A 16187-nucleotide genomic window follows, 5' to 3' on the forward strand; every position below is an offset into this window, starting at 1 on the left:
GGGCCGATCGATGGCGCGGGGCATGCGGACATCCGCCTGGACGGGGGCGGCGATCGCGGCGGCCACGGTCTCGCTGATCGCGCTGGAGCGCGGCCGGCTCGACCTCCCCGCCCTCCTCGGCGCCCTCGCCGCCCTCGTCCTCGGCGGCGTCTTGGGCGGGCTGGGACGCCGGCCGACGGCCGCCCCGGCCGAGACGGCCGACCGCGAGCGGCACTCGATCGCCGAGGCCCTGCTCGCCAACATCCCGGATCCCGTCATCCTCGTCGACCGGCGGGCCGTGGTGCTGGAGGCGAACCCGGCCGCCCGGGCCATCCTGCCCGCCCTGAAGCTGCGCCACCCGCTCTCCTTCGCCCTGCGTTCGCCGGACGTGCTGGACGGGATCGAGGAGGTGCTGCGCACCGGCGCCCCGCTCAAGACCCTCTACACGACGCGGGTGCCGACCGAGCGCGCCTTCGAGGTCCAGATCGGCGCCCTGCCGATGCCGGACGGGCCGGCAGGCGGCCAGCCCAACGTCGTCCTGTTCCTGCACGACCTCACCTCGGCCCGTCGCCTTGAGGCGATGCGGGTCGATTTCGTCGCCAATGCCAGCCACGAGCTGCGCACGCCGCTGGCCTCGCTCCTCGGCTTCATCGAGACCCTGCAGGGGCCGGCCCGCAACGACGTCCCGGCGCGGGAGCGCTTCCTCGGGATCATGAAGGCGCAGGCGCAGCGCATGACCCGGCTCATCGACGACCTGCTCTCCCTCTCCCGGATCGAGCTGCGCGAGCACGTCGCCCCGACGCAGGCCGTCGATCTCGGCGGGATCGCCCGCCAGATGGTCGACACGCAAGGGCCGCTTGCCCGCGCCCGCGGGGTGACGATCACGGTCGAGGCGCCGGAGCCCGCCTATCCGGTCCTGGGCGAGCGCGACGAGCTGCTGCGCGTCGTCGAGAACCTCGTCGAGAACGCGGTGAAGTACGGCGGCGACGGCGGCACCGTCACGGTGTCGCTCGCCCGCCAGGCGGCGCAGGGGGTGCGCAAGCGGCAGATCGCGCTGAGCGTCAGCGACGAGGGTCCGGGCATCGCCCCCGAGCACATTCCCCGCCTCACCGAGCGCTTCTACCGGGTCGACGTCGCCTCGAGCCGGGAGCAGGGCGGCACGGGCCTGGGCCTCGCCATCGTCAAGCACATCGTGAACCGCCACCGGGGCAAGCTCGTCATCGAGAGCGCGCCGGGTGCGGGCACCACGGTGCGGGCGCTGCTGCCCGAGCATTGCGCGGCCGAGGACGCCGAGCTGCCGCCCCTGCAGGCTCGCTCCGCCTGAGGTGTCCGGGTTCCCGGCAGTCGACGCCGCGGGATCAGGACCGAAATCCGACCCGCTTTCCCATTCGGGGGACCGCTTCCGACCCATTGCGGGCCCGGGGAAAGTCCGCTCCCGGGCTCCGGGTGAGGCGGCGACGGACGACCCGAACGGGTCGGTTTCCGCCCGTCAGCTTCCAGGCGGGGTCGCCGATGGAGCCGACGTCGCCTTATCCGCGCGACAGACCCCTCCCGACTGCTCGGGATCGCCGAGGTCCAAGTGCCTGAGCAATCCGACAGGGCCGGCCTTGCATCTCGTACGTGCCGCGAGGAAGCGCAACGGGCACCTCGGGGGCCGGCATGCCGTCAGGTCTTGTCCGGCTCGGAGAGCGGGGCCGCCGCAATCTCCCCGCCTTCGACGAGCGACGGCTTGCCCGTCACGGATTGCGGAACCAGGGCCGCACCCTTCGCGCCTTCGTCGGCCACTCCCAGCAGGCCTTCCACTTCCTCGATCACCGTCGAGCGGCGGTAGGGTTTCGGGATGAAGCGAGCCCCGGGCGGCAGCTCGGTTGCCGCCGGACGCACCTTCCCCGAGGTGAGGAGAAGACCGACCTCGGGCGCGCGCTCGTTGATGAGGCGGGCAAGCCCGATCCCATCGACCGCGCCGGGCATGTTGCAGTCCGTGAAGACGACCCGCACGTCGGAGCGAGCGTCGAGCAGGGTCAGCGCCTCTTGTGCGTTGCGCGCCTCGACAACCCGAAAGCCGGCATCCGCGAGGATGTCGGCCGCGACCATGCGCACGAGGATGTCGTCCTCCACCACCATGACGGCGACTGACGGTGCCGCGTGGATGACCATCGACGGGGAACTTCCTGCAAACCTGACCCTTGGCAAAGCGCCAGAGTGTATGAATACATACACTCTGAGCGTGCGCCCTGCATTAACGTCCCGCAATATGGGTTGCGTCAAAGAGAGGCGTGCACGATCGGCTTGGGGCGGACGCGCTCGACCTTGCGAGGGCTTCGGGCTTGTGCGGAAATGCCCGCGCGTTACCTCTGCCGTCCACCAAACGCCGGGCTGACTGCAACGTTTGGCTTTCCCATATTTTGGTCTCACATCGACATAGGTTAGCTCGCCGCCTTGGTTTGAGCGCTGTCGGGTTCTCGACAGGAGCTTGAATCATGAGCCACGCACAGAACATCGGTGCTGCCTCGATCGTGCGCGACGGCAGTCACGAAGCGGACGCGAAAAGCCCCCTCGTCCGCAAGCTCGAGAATCTCGTGCGTCTCTCGCGGGAGGACCGCGCCGCCCTGGATCAGCTGAGCGCCGGGGCACGGCTCATCGAGCCCCACACCGATCTGATGCGCGTGGGCGAGAGGCCGGCTGACGCCGTGGTGGTGCTTGACGGCTTTGCCTGCCGCTACAAGCATCGGGTGACCGGTGAGCGGCAGATCCTGGCCCTCCTGCTGCCCGGCGACGTGTGTGACGTGGATGCGCCTCATCTCGGCCGGATGGATCATGCCGTCGGCACACTCTCGGCCTGTCTCGTCGCCCGGATCTCACGCGATGCGCTTGCCGCCATCGTGGCGCGGCATCCGACCGTTGCACGGGCCTTGCGCCTCGCCAAACTGGCCGAGGAAGCCACGGCTCGCGAGTGGCTGATCAATCTGGGCGCTCGCTCGGCGACCGAGCGCATGGCCCACCTGTTCTGCGAGCTCCTGACCCGGCTCGAGGCTGTGGGGCTGGCGCGGGAGAACGGCTGCAAGCTGCCGATCACGCAGCTTGACCTCGCCGACACGCTCGGACTTTCCAGCGTGCACGTGAACCGCACGCTCCAGGAGCTGCGGCGCAAGGGCCTGATCGAACTTCGTGGCCGCAGCCTGAAGCTGCGGGATCTGCCCGATGTCAGAGCCTTGGCGGAGTTTAATCCTCCCTATCTGCGACCCGCTCATTGAGGGGCCGAAGCGGCCTTGCCCGCCGACCTGACGACTCGCGGGTACGTGGTGGTCGTCCCTCTCCCCACACGCCACGCGCGGACTTTCGCTCCTCACCCCGCCAGGAAAGGGCCGTCGTGGTTTGTGGGCCGTGGCAGGCCCGCATGCGGCGTAGCGCGGCTCCGTGCCCCCGACCGCGATCCGGCGGGAACGATGAGACGCGCATCGGTCCTGCGCCCAGGATCAGGGATAGCCGTAGCGCGCCTTGGCCGCCGCGAGGAGGCCGAGCGCGTCCCGCTCGCGGCCGGCGGTGCAGGCCTCCGCCGCCCGGCGGAGATCGGCGCCGAAGCGGTCGCCCACGGGCTTGTTGAGGTTGCCCGTCACCACGTCGCCGTCCACGACGGCCTGGGTCCGCGCGATCGCCGGACCGCATCCGCCTCCCTGCGGCAGGGGCGCGACCGCGGCGGCCTGCGGCACGGCCGGAGGCGGCGCGTTCGAACTGCAGGCGCCGGCAAGGAGAAGGATCGCGGCGGCAAGGCCTGCATGAAGCGGTGACACGACAGGATCCTCCCACGGCGAAGCTTGGCACCGAGTTTGTGCCGCCGCGCAGCTGGACGGTCAATCGCCGAGGTTCGCTCGGAGGAACTTGAACTGCGTGCGGCCAGGGCACGAAGGCTTGTCATTCCGGGGCGCCGCAGGCGAGCCCGGAACCCAGATCCGCAGGGGAGGCAGGCTGAAGCACGACCGATGTCTCTGGGTTCCGGGCTCCGCTTCACGGCCCCGGAATGACGATCCGAGGCGCTCCCAATGCGCGCCTTCGGATGAGGTGTGCCGTATCCGGAGATGTCACACACCTCACCCTGTCCCTCTCCTTCCAGGAGAGGGAACCCGCGCTGAGCCTCCCCTTACTTCGCCTTCTCGCCGATGGCCTTGAGGCCCGATTCGTAGATGCCCGAGATGGCGTCGACCGCCACCGGGTCCGGCACGCCCTTGGCCTGGAAGCCGCCCTTCCAAGTCAGCTTCGCGCCCGAGCCGCTCGGGGCCACGGAGAGCGTCGAGGTGTAGTCGGAGACCGGCAGCGGGCCGTCGACGATCGTGTAGGTGTAGGCCATGCCGGCCTCGTCGCGGGAGACCTGCGATTCCACGATGGTGCCCCCGCCCTTCAGGCTCAGGGTGCGCAGCGATTGGCCGTCCTTGGTGGACAGCGCGCATTTCTCGATCGCCGGGTGCCAAGTCCCGATCCCGCAGAAATCGCCGACCGTCGCCCAGACCTTGGCCGGCGGGGCCACCACGTCGAGGGTCTTCACGACGTCGAGGGCGTAGCCGGGGACGGTGCCGGCCAGCAAGGCGAGCCCCGGCAGGGCGAGGCTTCGCAGGAAGGTTCGCAGCATCTCGGGTGTCTCCATCCATGAGGAAATCACGGGTCGCCCCGGGGCGAGCCGCATCGGCCTCTTGCGGGCCTGAAGCGAAGCTAGACCGGATTGTCCGCAAGGCAATGGCGCGCCATCTTGATCCTTCGGCGGGGGGGCCACCGGGCGCGCTTGTCAAGGCCGGTACCGGTGGTTAGGACATCGGTGCTAGGATGCATGGTCGTCGGCGCCCCTGCCGCGACCCCCGGGAGAGACGAGCCTTGGCCCCTGCCGGCTCAGCGCAGACGATCGCCCATGCCGCCTGCGCGGCGTCGCGGTTGCGCGTCCGTCTTGCGCGCGCCCGTCTTGCGAAGCCTCTCGCCACCCTGCTTATTCGCCCCTGAGAGCCGTCCGGGCGCCGGCGCCTGGGCTCTCAGGGGTCCGTCTCCCGAGTTCGCCCCCGTCCCCAGCGTTTCCCGGACCGGCTGTTTGCCGGCCGTCGAACGCCTCCGCGGGCCCGACGATTGAAAGGCGCCCTCCCCACACCCGGAGCCCGCGCGCCGCGACCTTCAGACAGGCAAAGCCATGACGACAGCCAAGGACCGCGTCCTCATCTTCGACACCACCTTGCGCGACGGCGAGCAATGCCCCGGCGCGACCATGACGCTCGACGAGAAGCTCGCGGTCGCCGAACTCCTCGACACGATGGGCGTCGACATCATCGAGGCGGGCTTCCCCATCGCCTCGAACGGCGATTTCGAGGCGGTCGCCGAGATCGCGCGGCGAGCCAGGCGCGCCACCATCGCCGGGCTCGCCCGCGCGATTCCGGGCGACATCGCTCGCGCCGGCGAGGCGGTGCGCCACGCGCAACGGGGCCGCATCCACACCTTCGTCTCGACCTCGCCGATCCACCTCGCCCACCAGATGCGCAAGACCGAGGACGAGGTCGTCGAGATCATCCTGCGTACCGTGGCCCAGGCCCGCGACCTCGTCGAGGACGTCGAATGGTCGGCCATGGACGCGACCCGCACGCCGATCGACTATCTCTGCCGCTGCGTCGAGGCGGCGATTGGCGCGGGCGCCACCACGATCAACCTGCCCGACACCGTGGGCTACGCCACGCCCGACGAGTACCGCGCCATGTTCCGCGCGGTCCGCGAGCGCGTGCCGAACGCCGACAAGGCGATCTTCTCCGTGCATTGCCACGACGATCTCGGGCTGGCCATCGCCAACTCGCTGGCCGGCGTCGAAGGAGGCGCCCGCCAGGTCGAGTGCACGATCAACGGCATCGGCGAGCGGGCGGGCAACGCGGCGCTCGAAGAGATCGTCATGGCGATCCGCACGCGCGGCGACGTGATGCCCTACGAGACCGGCATCGAGACCACGATGCTGACCCGGGCCTCGAAGCTCGTCTCCCACGCCACGAACTTCCCCGTGCAGTACAACAAGGCGATCGTGGGCCGGAACGCCTTCGCCCACGAGAGCGGCATCCACCAGGACGGCATGCTCAAGCACACCGAGACCTACGAGATCATGACCCCGGCCTCGGTCGGCGTCGCCAAGACCTCGCTCGTCATGGGCAAGCATTCGGGCCGGGCGGCCTTCCGCTCGAAGCTGGAGGAGCTCGGCCTGCACCTCGCCGACAACCAGATGCAGGACGCCTTCGAGCGCTTCAAGGCTCTGGCCGACCGCAAGAAGCACGTCTACGACGAGGACATCGAGGCGCTGGTCGACGAGAACCTCGCCACGGCGCACGACCGCATCCGCCTCGTCTCGCTCTCGGTGATCGCCGGCACGCGGGGGCCGCAGCGCGCGACCCTCAAGCTCGCCATCGACGAGCGGGTCCTCACCGAGGAGGCCGACGGCAACGGGCCGGTGGACGCGGTCTTCAACGCGATCCACGCCCTCGTGCCCCACGAGGCCGCGCTGGAGCTCTACCAGGTCCACGCGGTGACCGAGGGCACGGATGCCCAGGCCGAGGTCTCGGTGCGCCTGAAGCAGGGCGAGCGCAGCGTCACGGCGCGGGGCGCCGACCCCGACACCCTCGTCGCCTCGGCCCGCGCCTACCTCTCGGCCCTGAACAAGCTCTCGGCCACGGCGGTCCGCCTCCACGCCCAGCACGCGGCCGCGCCCTAAAGCGACCGGTGCTCCGAAAACATGCGGCGCCGGGGGTGGACACCCCCGGGCCGCTTTGCTATCAGCCGCGCCTCACGGGCGGGCTTGGTGGCCGCCCGGTCGCCGCACGGCGATGGGTGCATAGCTCAGTTGGTAGAGCAGCTGACTCTTAATCAGCGGGTCCAAGGTTCGAACCCTTGTGCACCCACCAATCACTTCAAAGACTTAGCGGCAGAGATGCGGATCGCCGCTTCCCAATTCTAGCGATTGGGAAGCGCACGGGAAGCTCTATGTGCGCTTCCCCTTAGGCGGGGTGCGCCTCCTGCTCGCGGTCTCGATCGTCCCCGCGAAACCAGATCACCTGCGAACTGCCCGGCCGCTCAGGTGCTCCAAGCGAACCTTCGGCGTCTCCGCCGTCCTCCGCGTCGGGATCTCCGTCCATCAGGTCGAGCAATTCGATCACTTGCTCAGCGAGGTCGAGAGCCGTTTGGGCCGCGTCCTCAAGGCTTCGGCGCAGTGTCGGCCCGCTGGACGCGTGGCTGCGACTAGGGAAGGGAATCACGACCGACATCATCGGCCTCCGAGCTCAGCGCCAGGCGTGAGATAGTCGCGCCGCGTGGCCTCGATGGTGCTGTCGACGATGGGTGCTCGGACGATGCCTGCGGCGTTCATGAGGCTATCGAGCAAACCCCGGCAGGCGAACTCGCCTGGGTCAGGTCCACCGTGGCTGTCGTCCCACCACTCGGCCATTTCGTCTGCGACCAGGCGGGCTAGAAGCCCGAACTCGCGTGGAGTGCTTGGCTGGAGCAGGGAAGCGAGCCGGGGCGCCCTGTGACGGCACCGGACGGCAGTCGCCACTGCAATGTCTGCTCGCTCCTTGGCCTCCTCGTTTCCAGCTCGGCGCGCGGCATCGCACGCGACCTGGGCTTCGTCCTGAAAAGCGTTCCACGCCTCGAACTCGGAGATGTAGCGGAGTAGCTGCGCCTCCACGCTCTCGCTGTGAGGTGGAGGGGCAATGCTCGGACGCTGGCGCTGCGGCACCTTCGCGCTCTCCGCCAGGGCAACAAGCTCCTCGGCGGTCCTTCGGGCGAGGACTGTCGAACCTCCTGCCATATTCATATCGTTCGGTGCCCACGTGAGCAGCGCCCGAGCCTTCGCGGTGACGCCGATGAGCGTCGTGGCAGGCGTTTCGGTCAGGCGTTCGTAGAGCTCCGTGGCATGATCGAGCGCGTCGTCAGGTAGATCCTGGCGGGCCCATTGCTGGGTCACGGCTGTGAACTCCCGCTGGCATTCTCCCGCGAGGTCGATGAGGGCTGCGTCTGGCTCAATGGCTGGCGGTGGTGCCGCACGGGCCTTCAGAGCATTGAGGCGATCACGGGCAGCACGTGGGCGTTTGTCGGCCCTGTCGACGTGCTGCGCGGCTTTGGCGGCGGTCATAGTGAAGTTCCTTGATCGTGGGTGGTCAGAGGGACGGGAGGAAGCCGTAGGCGGCGATGGCCCCGGCGGTGGGAACGAGGGCGGCCAGCAGCTCGCTGGTCCTGTCGAGGGCATGAAGGATCGTTGCCATTCCGGGGTGCTCCGGGGCTGAGAGGATCGGGCTGTATGGGACTGCGCAATCGCGCAGCGACTGGTTCTAGAAGCTGCCCAGCGCGTTGCCGTTCGGCAGGCGTTGTGCTAACTTCACTTGTGTATATAGCACAAGGTTTTTGGGTTGTGAAGCCTGCACAAGTGAGAATGGCGCGGGCGGCGCTCAACTGGTCCCTAGCGGAACTCGCTCAGGCGGCCGGCGTGCATCGGAACACCATCTCAAATTTTGAAACAGGTCGCTTTGCCGGAGATCCGGAGAAGCTAGCTGCTGTTCAACACGCGCTCGAAGCAGCCGGAGTGATCTTCATCGAGCAGAACGGCGAGGGACCGGGCGTTCGGCTGCGGAAAGCGGAGGGTGACCGGCATCCATCCTAGCTTGACCTAACGGCTTGTGGTTGTGGTCTATCGCCTGTCTGTGCGGGCTTACGCTAAAGTTTTCGACGTTGATGCCCATCCGAGCTCAGCAGCCTCCACTTTTCGCCACTGATGCTTCCAGCATCATTGTAAGCGAAAGTCGTAACATCGCCCGGATGTGCCGGTAATAGGGAGGCGCTGCCCGTTCAAGGAACCGCATGCCTCAACTAGTGTCTGATCACGTCGACATCACCCGCACGTTCCACGACCTGTCGGATGCCGACATGGCGGACATCGAGAAAGCGTCCGCCCTGATGAAGTATGGCTGGGGCGGCGGTTTCGGCTGGGACGAAGTGTTGCGATCTCAGCGGGTGCTGCTGATCTCAGAGGCAGGCGTGGGCAAGACCCACGAATGCAAGGCGCAAATGGCGCGGCTACGCGCATGTGGCGCGGCTGCCTTCTTCCTCGAGCTAGGAACACTCGCGACAACTGCGCCCATCGATATGCTGTGTCCAGACGAGGTGGCACGCTTCGAGATTTGGCTCGGATCGCAAGAGGAAACGGCCACATTTTTCCTCGACTCTATCGACGAGCTGAAACTGACACAGGGCAATTTCAAGCTTGCGCTCACGCGCTTCAGCAGAGCGCTTGCTGGGCAGCTGGCGCGGGCACGCATCATTATTACCACGCGACCTGTGCCATTCGAGCGCGAACTCATCCAGGCTTACCTGCCAATTCCCAGGCCAGTGCAGACCGCGGCAACAGCAAGCGATTTTGCTGACAAGGTGTTGGAGGGCAATAAAGCTGAAGATACGCTCAGTGATAGCACCGAGCCAAAGGCTTGGCGAAACATAGGATTAATGCCTCTGTCTCGGGAGCAGCAACGACAGCTTGCTGTCGGTCAAAATATCACAGATCCCGACGCGCTGCTGGACGATATTCACGCCCGCGACGCCGGTGAGTTTGCTGGACGGCCACAAGATCTGATCGAGTTATGTGCCGACTGGCGTGACCATCACCGTATCCGCTCACATCGTCAGCAGGTCTGCGCCAACGTTGAGGTAAAGCTCAAGCCGCGTGCCGACCGTGAGGAACGCGCGGGTCTTAGTCACGACGATGCAATCGAGGGTGCCAGCCGTCTTGCGCTTGCGGCGTTGCTGACGCGCAAGCTCACCCTCCGACACAGCGCCGCGTCTGATCTTGTGTCAGCAAGCGAGCCAGCGCTTGACGTGTCGAAGATCCTGGTGGATTGGCAGCCCGCCGCGCAAGACACCCTGCTGCAACGCGCCCTTTTCGGCTTCGCGAGCTATGGCCGCGTGCGCTTTCATCATCGCTCAGTGGTGGAGTTCCTTGCTGCAAAACGGCTCGACGTTCTGATCTCCTCGCGCGGCGCACCCATCAAAGCAATCAAGCGATTGCTGTTCGCTGAGACGGCTCAAGGCGCCATAGTCGTTCGTCCATCGATGCGTCCGGTCGCGGCTTGGCTCGCCTCGTGGCACGCCACCGTCTTCGATGATCTTGTGCGAGTGGATCCAACAGTGCTGCTCGATCATGGTGATCCGCAGGTGCTGTCGTCTGCCCAGCGCAGCCGAGCGCTTGAGGCCTATGTCGACCGTTACGGCCGCGGTGGCTGGCGGGGTCTCCAGACACCTGCTGTCCAAGTGCACCGTTTTGCCAGCCCAGAGCTGGCCGGGGCGGTGGCAGGCCTTTGGGATCGATCCATCGAGAATAGTGAAGTGCGCGAGCTGTTGCTGCGGCTGATTGCGGCCGGCAGGATGACCGCCTGCGCTGACCTCGCTCATGCTGTAGCGCTGCGGGGCGATGCGCCAATGCATGAACGCATTCTGGCGATCAACGCACTGATAAGCCTAAATGATGCCCGTCTCGATGCGTTGTCGGCGTCCATAGAGACGGATGTCTCGCGCTGGCCGGCTGCCGTTGCACGACGCGCAATGGTTGAGTTGTTCCCCAAGCACATGCCAGTCGAACGGCTGAAGCGGATCGCCGATCGCGCCCCGGGCGACCGCAACGCCCTAGGCGAATACAAGTATCGACTTCGCCACGAGATTGCTGCTGCCCCACTCGAGGCAGCGTACCTCGATGGGATACGCGAAGCGTTGAGCGACCTCATCAGCGCAGGCCTTGAGTGGAACGAAGCCCAGTTTCCTCACCTGCGTACCTCGCGCTTTGATCTTCTGCCGGCGCTTACGGCAGCGTGCTTCCGCCAAGCTGCTGAGGGCGTGCGAACCGACGCGTGGATCCAGTCGAGCCTGCTCGTCATCCGAACGTCAAAACGGGAATACGGCGACGAGCAACCGGTCAAGCAGTTGCGGGAAACCATTAGCGCTCTTCCAGCTGAGGCACGTGAAAGGGCATTCTGGGAAGAAGCTGCTCTCCTCAACCGCGTCCGCCCTATGAAAGACGTCTACCATCGCGTTTACGAGTTGACGCACGAGACAGGTATAAGTCTGGGTGATGAAACAGACGGCGCGTGGGTGCGCCGTCGGCTGACTGACACGACCCAGCCGCTCGAACAGCGCGAGATGATGCTGTGGGCTGAATTGGTCTTTCTCAACCGTGGCATTGTAGATCACCGCACCCTTCTTGAGCAACTTAAGCTCCTGGTCGCGGATGCGCCGCACCTCGTCGCAATTATCGACGAGCGCCTGAAGCCGCGCGAAGAAACCGAACAGATGCGCCGTTGGCAGACAGAAAGCGCCAAGCAAAAGTGGAGGAAAGAGCAACGGGCCGCGAAAGCACATGCCAGTTGGGTGGCGTTCTGGCAGGAGATCGTCCGTGATCCGGAAGCAGTGTTTCATCCTGACCGTGCCCATGCCACCGCATGGCATCTGTGGCGAGCGATGGAGCGCTCCGGCCCACGAAGCCGAGAGGCTGGATGGAACCGCCAACTAATCGAGCACCACTTCGGCAAGGAAGTCGCAGACCGTCTGCGTATCGCGATGATGGCAGCTTGGCGCAAGGACATGCCGAGCCTAGCGAGCGAAAGACCGGAGGGCGAGAAAAACGCCTATCTGGTCAACTGGCAATTTGGCCTCGCTGGCATCGTCGCTGAAGCTGAAGACATCAACTGGGCAAAACGTTTGACCCTTGCCGAGGCTGAGCTCGCGTGCCGGTATGCACCAATACAGCTGAATGGCTTTCCTTCATGGCTCGAGGGTCTTGCGGTTGAGCACCCTGCCGCCATCGACAGAGTACTGGGTGAAGAGCTTAGCCGATCGCTGTTGGAGGCCGCCGGCCTCAATGACTATTCGATCGCGCTCCAGGATGTGGGCTACGCCTCGGCAATTCTCGCTAAACTTTTCGTTCCGCGAGTGCGGGAGTGGCTTTCAATGTGCGATCCGAAGGGCGACGCAAGCACAAATCATCATTTCAGCTGGCACATGCGCCAGGCCATCTGGATCCTTATGAAGAACGGCAGCGAGGACGACCGCCGTTTTGTCGAGGCGGAAGCAGTGCGTCGTTTAGTCGAAAACCTTGATGATACTAGCGCCGAGCTATGGCTTCCAGCTTTGCTTCACCTCAATGCGTCTGTAGGTGTAGAGCTACTGGAACTCCGTCTCAGCGGTGTAGAGATAACAAAACTCGGGCGCGGCGCGCAGTTGTTTGGCAATCTATTCGAACGTAATGGAAATTATAGCGTCGACCTGGGTGGAGCAGGCTTCACGCCTAATGTGCTCTTACGCCTGCTGCGCCTCGCTTACACGCATATTCGCCGCGAAGACGACGAAATGCACGAAGGCAGCTACACTCCTGGACCGCGCGACGATGCAGAGCGCGCGCGCAGCGCCGTCCTAAGCGCTCTGCTTTCCGCATCGGGCCCCGAGGGCTGGAATGCCAAGCTCGAGATGGCGGGCGATCCCCTATTCGGACACCTTAGAGATCGCACTCGAGCTGTGGCAGAAGGAAAAGCCGCTGAGGAGGCCGACAGCACCTCGCTCACGGAAGCCGACTGTGTAGCACTCGACAGAAATGGTGAGGCGCCGCCATCGACGCGCGATGCGATGTTCGCGCTGATGCGGGATCGCCTCGAAGACATCGATGATCTCTTATTGCAAGACGTTTCACCGCGCGCAGCCTGGGCGCTCATCAAAGACGAACATGTCATGCGGCGTGAGCTAACCCGCGTGCTGCGTGACGCAGCTCGAGGAAGTTACACCGCCGATCAAGAGGCTGTAACAGCAGATGAGAAAGAAACGGACATTCGACTTCGCTCAATCAACTCCGGCCAACAGGCCACAATTGAATTGAAGCTTGGCGATCAAGGTTGGTCTGGACGTGACCTTTTTAGGACTGTGCGCGAGCAACTTTTAGCGAAGTATATGGCAGCCGAAGAATGCCGCTCGGGTTGCCTGCTCATAACCCTCGCGGCGGATAAGAAATGGCAGCATCCCCATACAGGCAACCGAATTGATTTTGTTGAACTGATAGATTTGCTTAACGAGGAGTGTGATGCGATTTCGCGGGAGCTTGGGGGCATGGCGAAACTCATGACGAAAGGCCTCGACTTGCGACCGCGCCTCGGTCGTGAGGGCTGAACATTCCGCGATCAGGCGCGACCAATGCTTGAGTGCAGTTACGGTTTCGCGACGACCTCGTACCCTGAAGCCTGCACCAGGGATTGGAGTAAAAGGGCAGAGCGGACACCGAGCGAACTCGGGTCGAGTGTCCTAGCTCGCCTTATCCTTCAGGACTGCTTGGTGTAGCTTCTGCAGCCAATGCTCAGCATGCGCTGCTCGCTTCTCGGCGCGCTTAGCGCGTTCCTCAGCCGCCGCAACACGCGCTCGATTGGCCTTTGTCTCCTCGGCCATCTCGCGGATGGCCCGTAGGGTGTCCGACCAGGCGAGCTCGTCGCCCCCTGTGGTCTCGATTTCATTGATAGGCTCAGCTTCGAGGTTGGTTGAACCAGCGCTCAGCATGATTGCAGTCTCCAGCAGATTTCCGGTGGCAAGAGACAGGGCGTGCTCGGCATGAGTTAGCAATCGACACTTGCCGTCGTCGACGAGCATGAGGCGGACCCCAAGAGCTCCTGTGATCAGCGGGAGGGTCTCCTGTCCAATCGCTCGGGCGTTTCGAGCTCGATTAGGCTTCGCGCTAATCTCAACCTTGCTGCAGTAGCTGTCCGGCCACCCCGCAATGTGATCGACCGCCGCTTGCGAAAGCCCGAGTTGGTGCCGCCGCGCGACGAAGTTGGCGACAAGATCGGCGTACGTTTCGATGAGCACTGGAGCTCGAGCATCCGAGCTAGGTTTCAGCGAGGGCACGCTGCCGTCTCAGCGGTCGATTGGGTAAGCGCTGGTGGGAATGGCCGGCAGCGTGCCGCCGACGATGAACATTCGCGTCACGGGCGCGGTCGCTTGCGCCTTGGTGAAGGGCCGCATCGACCACTCGTCGGGATGGGTCGTCACGGCTTCACGGACGTTGATGGAGTACATCTCCACCGGGCCGTCCTTGACATGATAGGCGATCACCTTTTTCGGCATTGCTGGTCTCCTGCTTCATGCCCGCGTGGGATGGGATCAGCGTTCGCTGAGGTAGGCGGAAAGCTTGATGGAGGGCGCTGTCCCGAAGAGGACCGCGTTCAGCCGAACGAACGTGTATTCGGTGCCGCCCTGTTCGTTTGAGACGTCGAGCGCATAGCGGCCGTCCGGGCTCGTCCTAGCGCCACCGATGCGCGCGCCGGATGCGCCGAGCTCGATGTGAGCCAGGTTCTCGATTGGCGCGAAGGTGAAGCTGTCGTTGTTGCAGCCCTGAAGGACCAGCACACACCGCTCATTGCCGGCGGTGGTCTTGATGGCCTCAACGTCGAGGACAAGGCTGGTGTCCTGGCGGCCGGCGCCGAGCTTGAGGACCACATCCGATCCAAAGCGCTGGATCACACCGGACGCTGTCAGCGTGGCGTCCTCCGTGAACTTGGTCAGGGTGTCGAGGGGGAAGTACCGCTTGGCCATGGATGGGCTCCTATTCGCGTCGGGTTAGATGAGGCTGGGGCGGGGCCGCTGAACCGGCGGCGGTGGTGCCGGCCGCTGTTGGGCGGCGGACCACGCCTCCAAGCCGGCAAGCGGGTAGAGAACCTTGCCGCCGTGCTTCCGGTATGACGGGCCAACGCCGCGCGAGCGCCAGTTCCGCAGCGTCGCCCTCGCGAGGCCGAGGAATTGAGCCGCTTCCGCCCCATCCAGCGGTGCTGTGATTATCCTGGTCGATGTCACCTGCCGTCGCTCCATCGGGTCACTTCAGGAGCTTCGCGCAGAGCGGATCGGGCCGCACCGCACAGGTATTGCGAGCGACTGCGGGTGACGGTTTGGGAGGTCGCTTGAATGACCGTCCGCCCCGCCACGATCACGCCAGCGCCACGTCAGGGCTAAGCCGCCGTCTGCGCACGCAATTTATGCTCAAGGGAAGTGTTTCAGGGGAGGATCAGGCGGGAATGGTGGTGTTCAGGGCGAGAGCGGGGGCGCCAGACATTCGCGCTCAGCCTCGCCTGCCCTGGCCGGTCAGAGACGGCCCGTTCTCCACCTCCACCACTCCAGTCCCCCTAAAGGGGACTGGAGAACTGGAGAACTGGAGAACTCCGGCTCTCCACTCCACCTCCACTCCAGTTTGAGAACTGGAGAAAACGGGCAGGATCCTCCCATACGCTTCCCAACGAAGCGCCAGACAGCGGGCAAGGCTGCAGCACCGCCGCAAGCCATTGATATCGCTTCGGATCGTCTCGCTCGCTCAGCCGGTAGCTACTGATTGCGGTTCAGTGGCTCAGCGCGATCGGCTGGATCTCAGCTCCCTCGAGAGCCGAGAAGGTGGGCGCGCAGTGCCCGGCCGGGGAGCATCAGGGCAGGCGCGGATCCAGACGGCGGCCAATCCTGCGCGAAGGCCCCCTGGGGATGCCGGGGGAGGGAAAATGGCGGCGGAATCGTCAGTTCCTCACTCAAGCGCGCGACGGACCCTGAAAACTTCCGGCCTGGAATTTTCTGACCTGCGAATTGTCGACGGATCATCACGGTATCGAGGACAGTTCTCAGATCAGGAGGGTGTCCGCCATGGCCGATCCCCAGAACCCGTCGACCGACCCAATTGCTCAGGGAGCGAGAGCCCACGCACTCGGCCGTCCGCGGGATGCCTGCCCGTATCCTGCTGGCTCGGAGGAGCGCGCAGCCTGGCTGGAAGGTTACGACGGCACACCGCGCGACCGCGAACCCGATCTGCAGCCGGGCGCGGGCTAAGCTGCCAATCCTCAAAATCTCGAGGAACGCAGCGTGGCCACATTAACTGTGACGCAAATGTCGCGGCTCAGCGTAAAATTTCTGAGTAGGCGAATCGCCAAGTTCTCGCCACATTCAGGACTGGCCGCCAGCCTGTGATCCAAGGACGGATCGCAACATCAGCGCGGCATCGGAACGGCGACGATGGCTGCCTCGGTCCTAGAATCCTCATCGGCACCAACTGCTGAGCCTGAGTTCGACGCAATGCGAGCAAGAGCTCTCGACCATGCGAAGCGCTTCCGCGCTTTGGCTTGGATCGCGCTGAGGGACGGTTCGCCGAAGGCCGATCTGCG

General features: G+C 65.0%; 15 protein-coding genes and 1 tRNA gene. 7 read left to right on the top strand and 9 right to left on the bottom strand.

Going from position 1 to position 16187, the window contains the following annotated elements; translation table 11 throughout:
* The first annotated feature begins 10 nt into the window (after positions 1–10).
* Positions 11–1303, top strand: coding sequence for an ATP-binding protein (locus MFF55_RS06765; RefSeq protein ID WP_238243319.1), 1293 nt, complete (start codon positions 11–13; stop codon positions 1301–1303).
* 341 nt (positions 1304–1644) lie between these two features.
* Here MFF55_RS06765 and MFF55_RS06770 read toward each other — a convergent pair whose 3' ends face one another.
* Positions 1645–2136 (bottom strand): response regulator, encoded by a 492-nt coding sequence (locus tag MFF55_RS06770; RefSeq protein ID WP_238243320.1) that lies wholly within the window; start codon positions 2134–2136, stop codon positions 1645–1647.
* A gap of 323 nt (positions 2137–2459) precedes the next feature.
* On the opposite strand from MFF55_RS06770, the gene MFF55_RS06775 reads away from it, so the two are divergent.
* Positions 2460–3233, top strand: a complete 774-nt coding sequence (locus tag MFF55_RS06775; protein ID WP_238243321.1) for a Crp/Fnr family transcriptional regulator — start codon at positions 2460–2462, stop codon at positions 3231–3233.
* 222 nt (positions 3234–3455) lie between these two features.
* On the opposite strand, the gene MFF55_RS06780 is transcribed toward MFF55_RS06775, so the two are convergent.
* Positions 3456–3770, bottom strand: a complete 315-nt coding sequence (locus MFF55_RS06780) for a hypothetical protein (RefSeq protein WP_238243322.1) — start codon at positions 3768–3770, stop codon at positions 3456–3458.
* A gap of 347 nt (positions 3771–4117) precedes the next feature.
* Positions 4118–4603, bottom strand: coding sequence for an SRPBCC family protein (locus MFF55_RS06785; RefSeq protein WP_238243323.1), 486 nt, complete (start codon positions 4601–4603; stop codon positions 4118–4120).
* A gap of 543 nt (positions 4604–5146) precedes the next feature.
* On the opposite strand from MFF55_RS06785, the gene MFF55_RS06790 reads away from it, so the two are divergent.
* Together MFF55_RS06790 and MFF55_RS06795 are read left to right on the top strand one after the other, a co-directional pair.
* On the top strand, positions 5147–6697 hold the full coding sequence (locus MFF55_RS06790; RefSeq protein WP_238243324.1) for a 2-isopropylmalate synthase: 1551 nt from the start codon (positions 5147–5149) through the stop codon (positions 6695–6697).
* A 114-nt stretch (positions 6698–6811) separates the two neighbouring features.
* Positions 6812–6887, top strand: a tRNA-Lys gene (locus tag MFF55_RS06795).
* A gap of 93 nt (positions 6888–6980) precedes the next feature.
* Here MFF55_RS06795 and MFF55_RS06800 read toward each other — a convergent pair.
* Positions 6981–7250, bottom strand: a complete 270-nt coding sequence (locus MFF55_RS06800) for a hypothetical protein (RefSeq protein ID WP_238243325.1) — start codon at positions 7248–7250, stop codon at positions 6981–6983.
* Positions 7247–8113, bottom strand: a complete 867-nt coding sequence (locus MFF55_RS06805) for a hypothetical protein (protein ID WP_238243326.1) — start codon at positions 8111–8113, stop codon at positions 7247–7249. Before MFF55_RS06805 ends, MFF55_RS06800 begins: the two co-directional genes overlap by 4 nt.
* A gap of 297 nt (positions 8114–8410) precedes the next feature.
* On the opposite strand from MFF55_RS06805, the gene MFF55_RS06810 reads away from it, so the two are divergent.
* Both MFF55_RS06810 and hyoA read left to right on the top strand, forming a co-directional pair.
* Positions 8411–8638: a helix-turn-helix domain-containing protein gene (locus tag MFF55_RS06810; protein WP_238243327.1), complete on the top strand. Its 228-nt coding sequence runs from the start codon at positions 8411–8413 to the stop codon at positions 8636–8638.
* A 209-nt stretch (positions 8639–8847) separates the two neighbouring features.
* Positions 8848–13173: an NACHT domain-containing antiphage protein HyoA gene (gene hyoA / locus MFF55_RS06815; protein WP_238243328.1), complete on the top strand. Its 4326-nt coding sequence runs from the start codon at positions 8848–8850 to the stop codon at positions 13171–13173.
* A 132-nt stretch (positions 13174–13305) separates the two neighbouring features.
* Here hyoA and MFF55_RS06820 read toward each other — a convergent pair whose 3' ends face one another.
* The 4 genes from MFF55_RS06820 to MFF55_RS06835 are packed head-to-tail and all read right to left on the bottom strand — an operon-like array spanning position 13306 to position 14859.
* A complete protein-coding gene (locus MFF55_RS06820) occupies positions 13306–13860 on the bottom strand; it encodes a hypothetical protein (protein ID WP_238243329.1) in 555 nt (184 codons plus the stop codon).
* Positions 13861–13908: 48 nt separating this feature from the next.
* Positions 13909–14118 (bottom strand): hypothetical protein, encoded by a 210-nt coding sequence (locus tag MFF55_RS06825; protein WP_238243330.1) that lies wholly within the window; start codon positions 14116–14118, stop codon positions 13909–13911.
* Between the two features lie 36 nt (positions 14119–14154).
* Positions 14155–14586, bottom strand: a complete 432-nt coding sequence (locus MFF55_RS06830; RefSeq protein WP_238243331.1) for a hypothetical protein — start codon at positions 14584–14586, stop codon at positions 14155–14157.
* Between the two features lie 24 nt (positions 14587–14610).
* On the bottom strand, positions 14611–14859 hold the full coding sequence (locus tag MFF55_RS06835) for a helix-turn-helix domain-containing protein (RefSeq protein ID WP_238243332.1): 249 nt from the start codon (positions 14857–14859) through the stop codon (positions 14611–14613).
* 813 nt (positions 14860–15672) lie between these two features.
* On the opposite strand from MFF55_RS06835, the gene MFF55_RS06840 reads away from it, so the two are divergent.
* Positions 15673–15855 carry a ribosome modulation factor gene (locus MFF55_RS06840; protein WP_238243333.1) on the top strand — a complete coding sequence of 61 codons (183 nt, stop codon included), beginning with the start codon at positions 15673–15675 and terminating at the stop codon, positions 15853–15855.
* The last annotated feature ends 332 nt before the right edge of the window (positions 15856–16187 follow it).

Source organism: Methylobacterium iners (assembly GCF_022179305.1).
Lineage (GTDB): Bacteria > Pseudomonadota > Alphaproteobacteria > Rhizobiales > Beijerinckiaceae > Methylobacterium > Methylobacterium iners.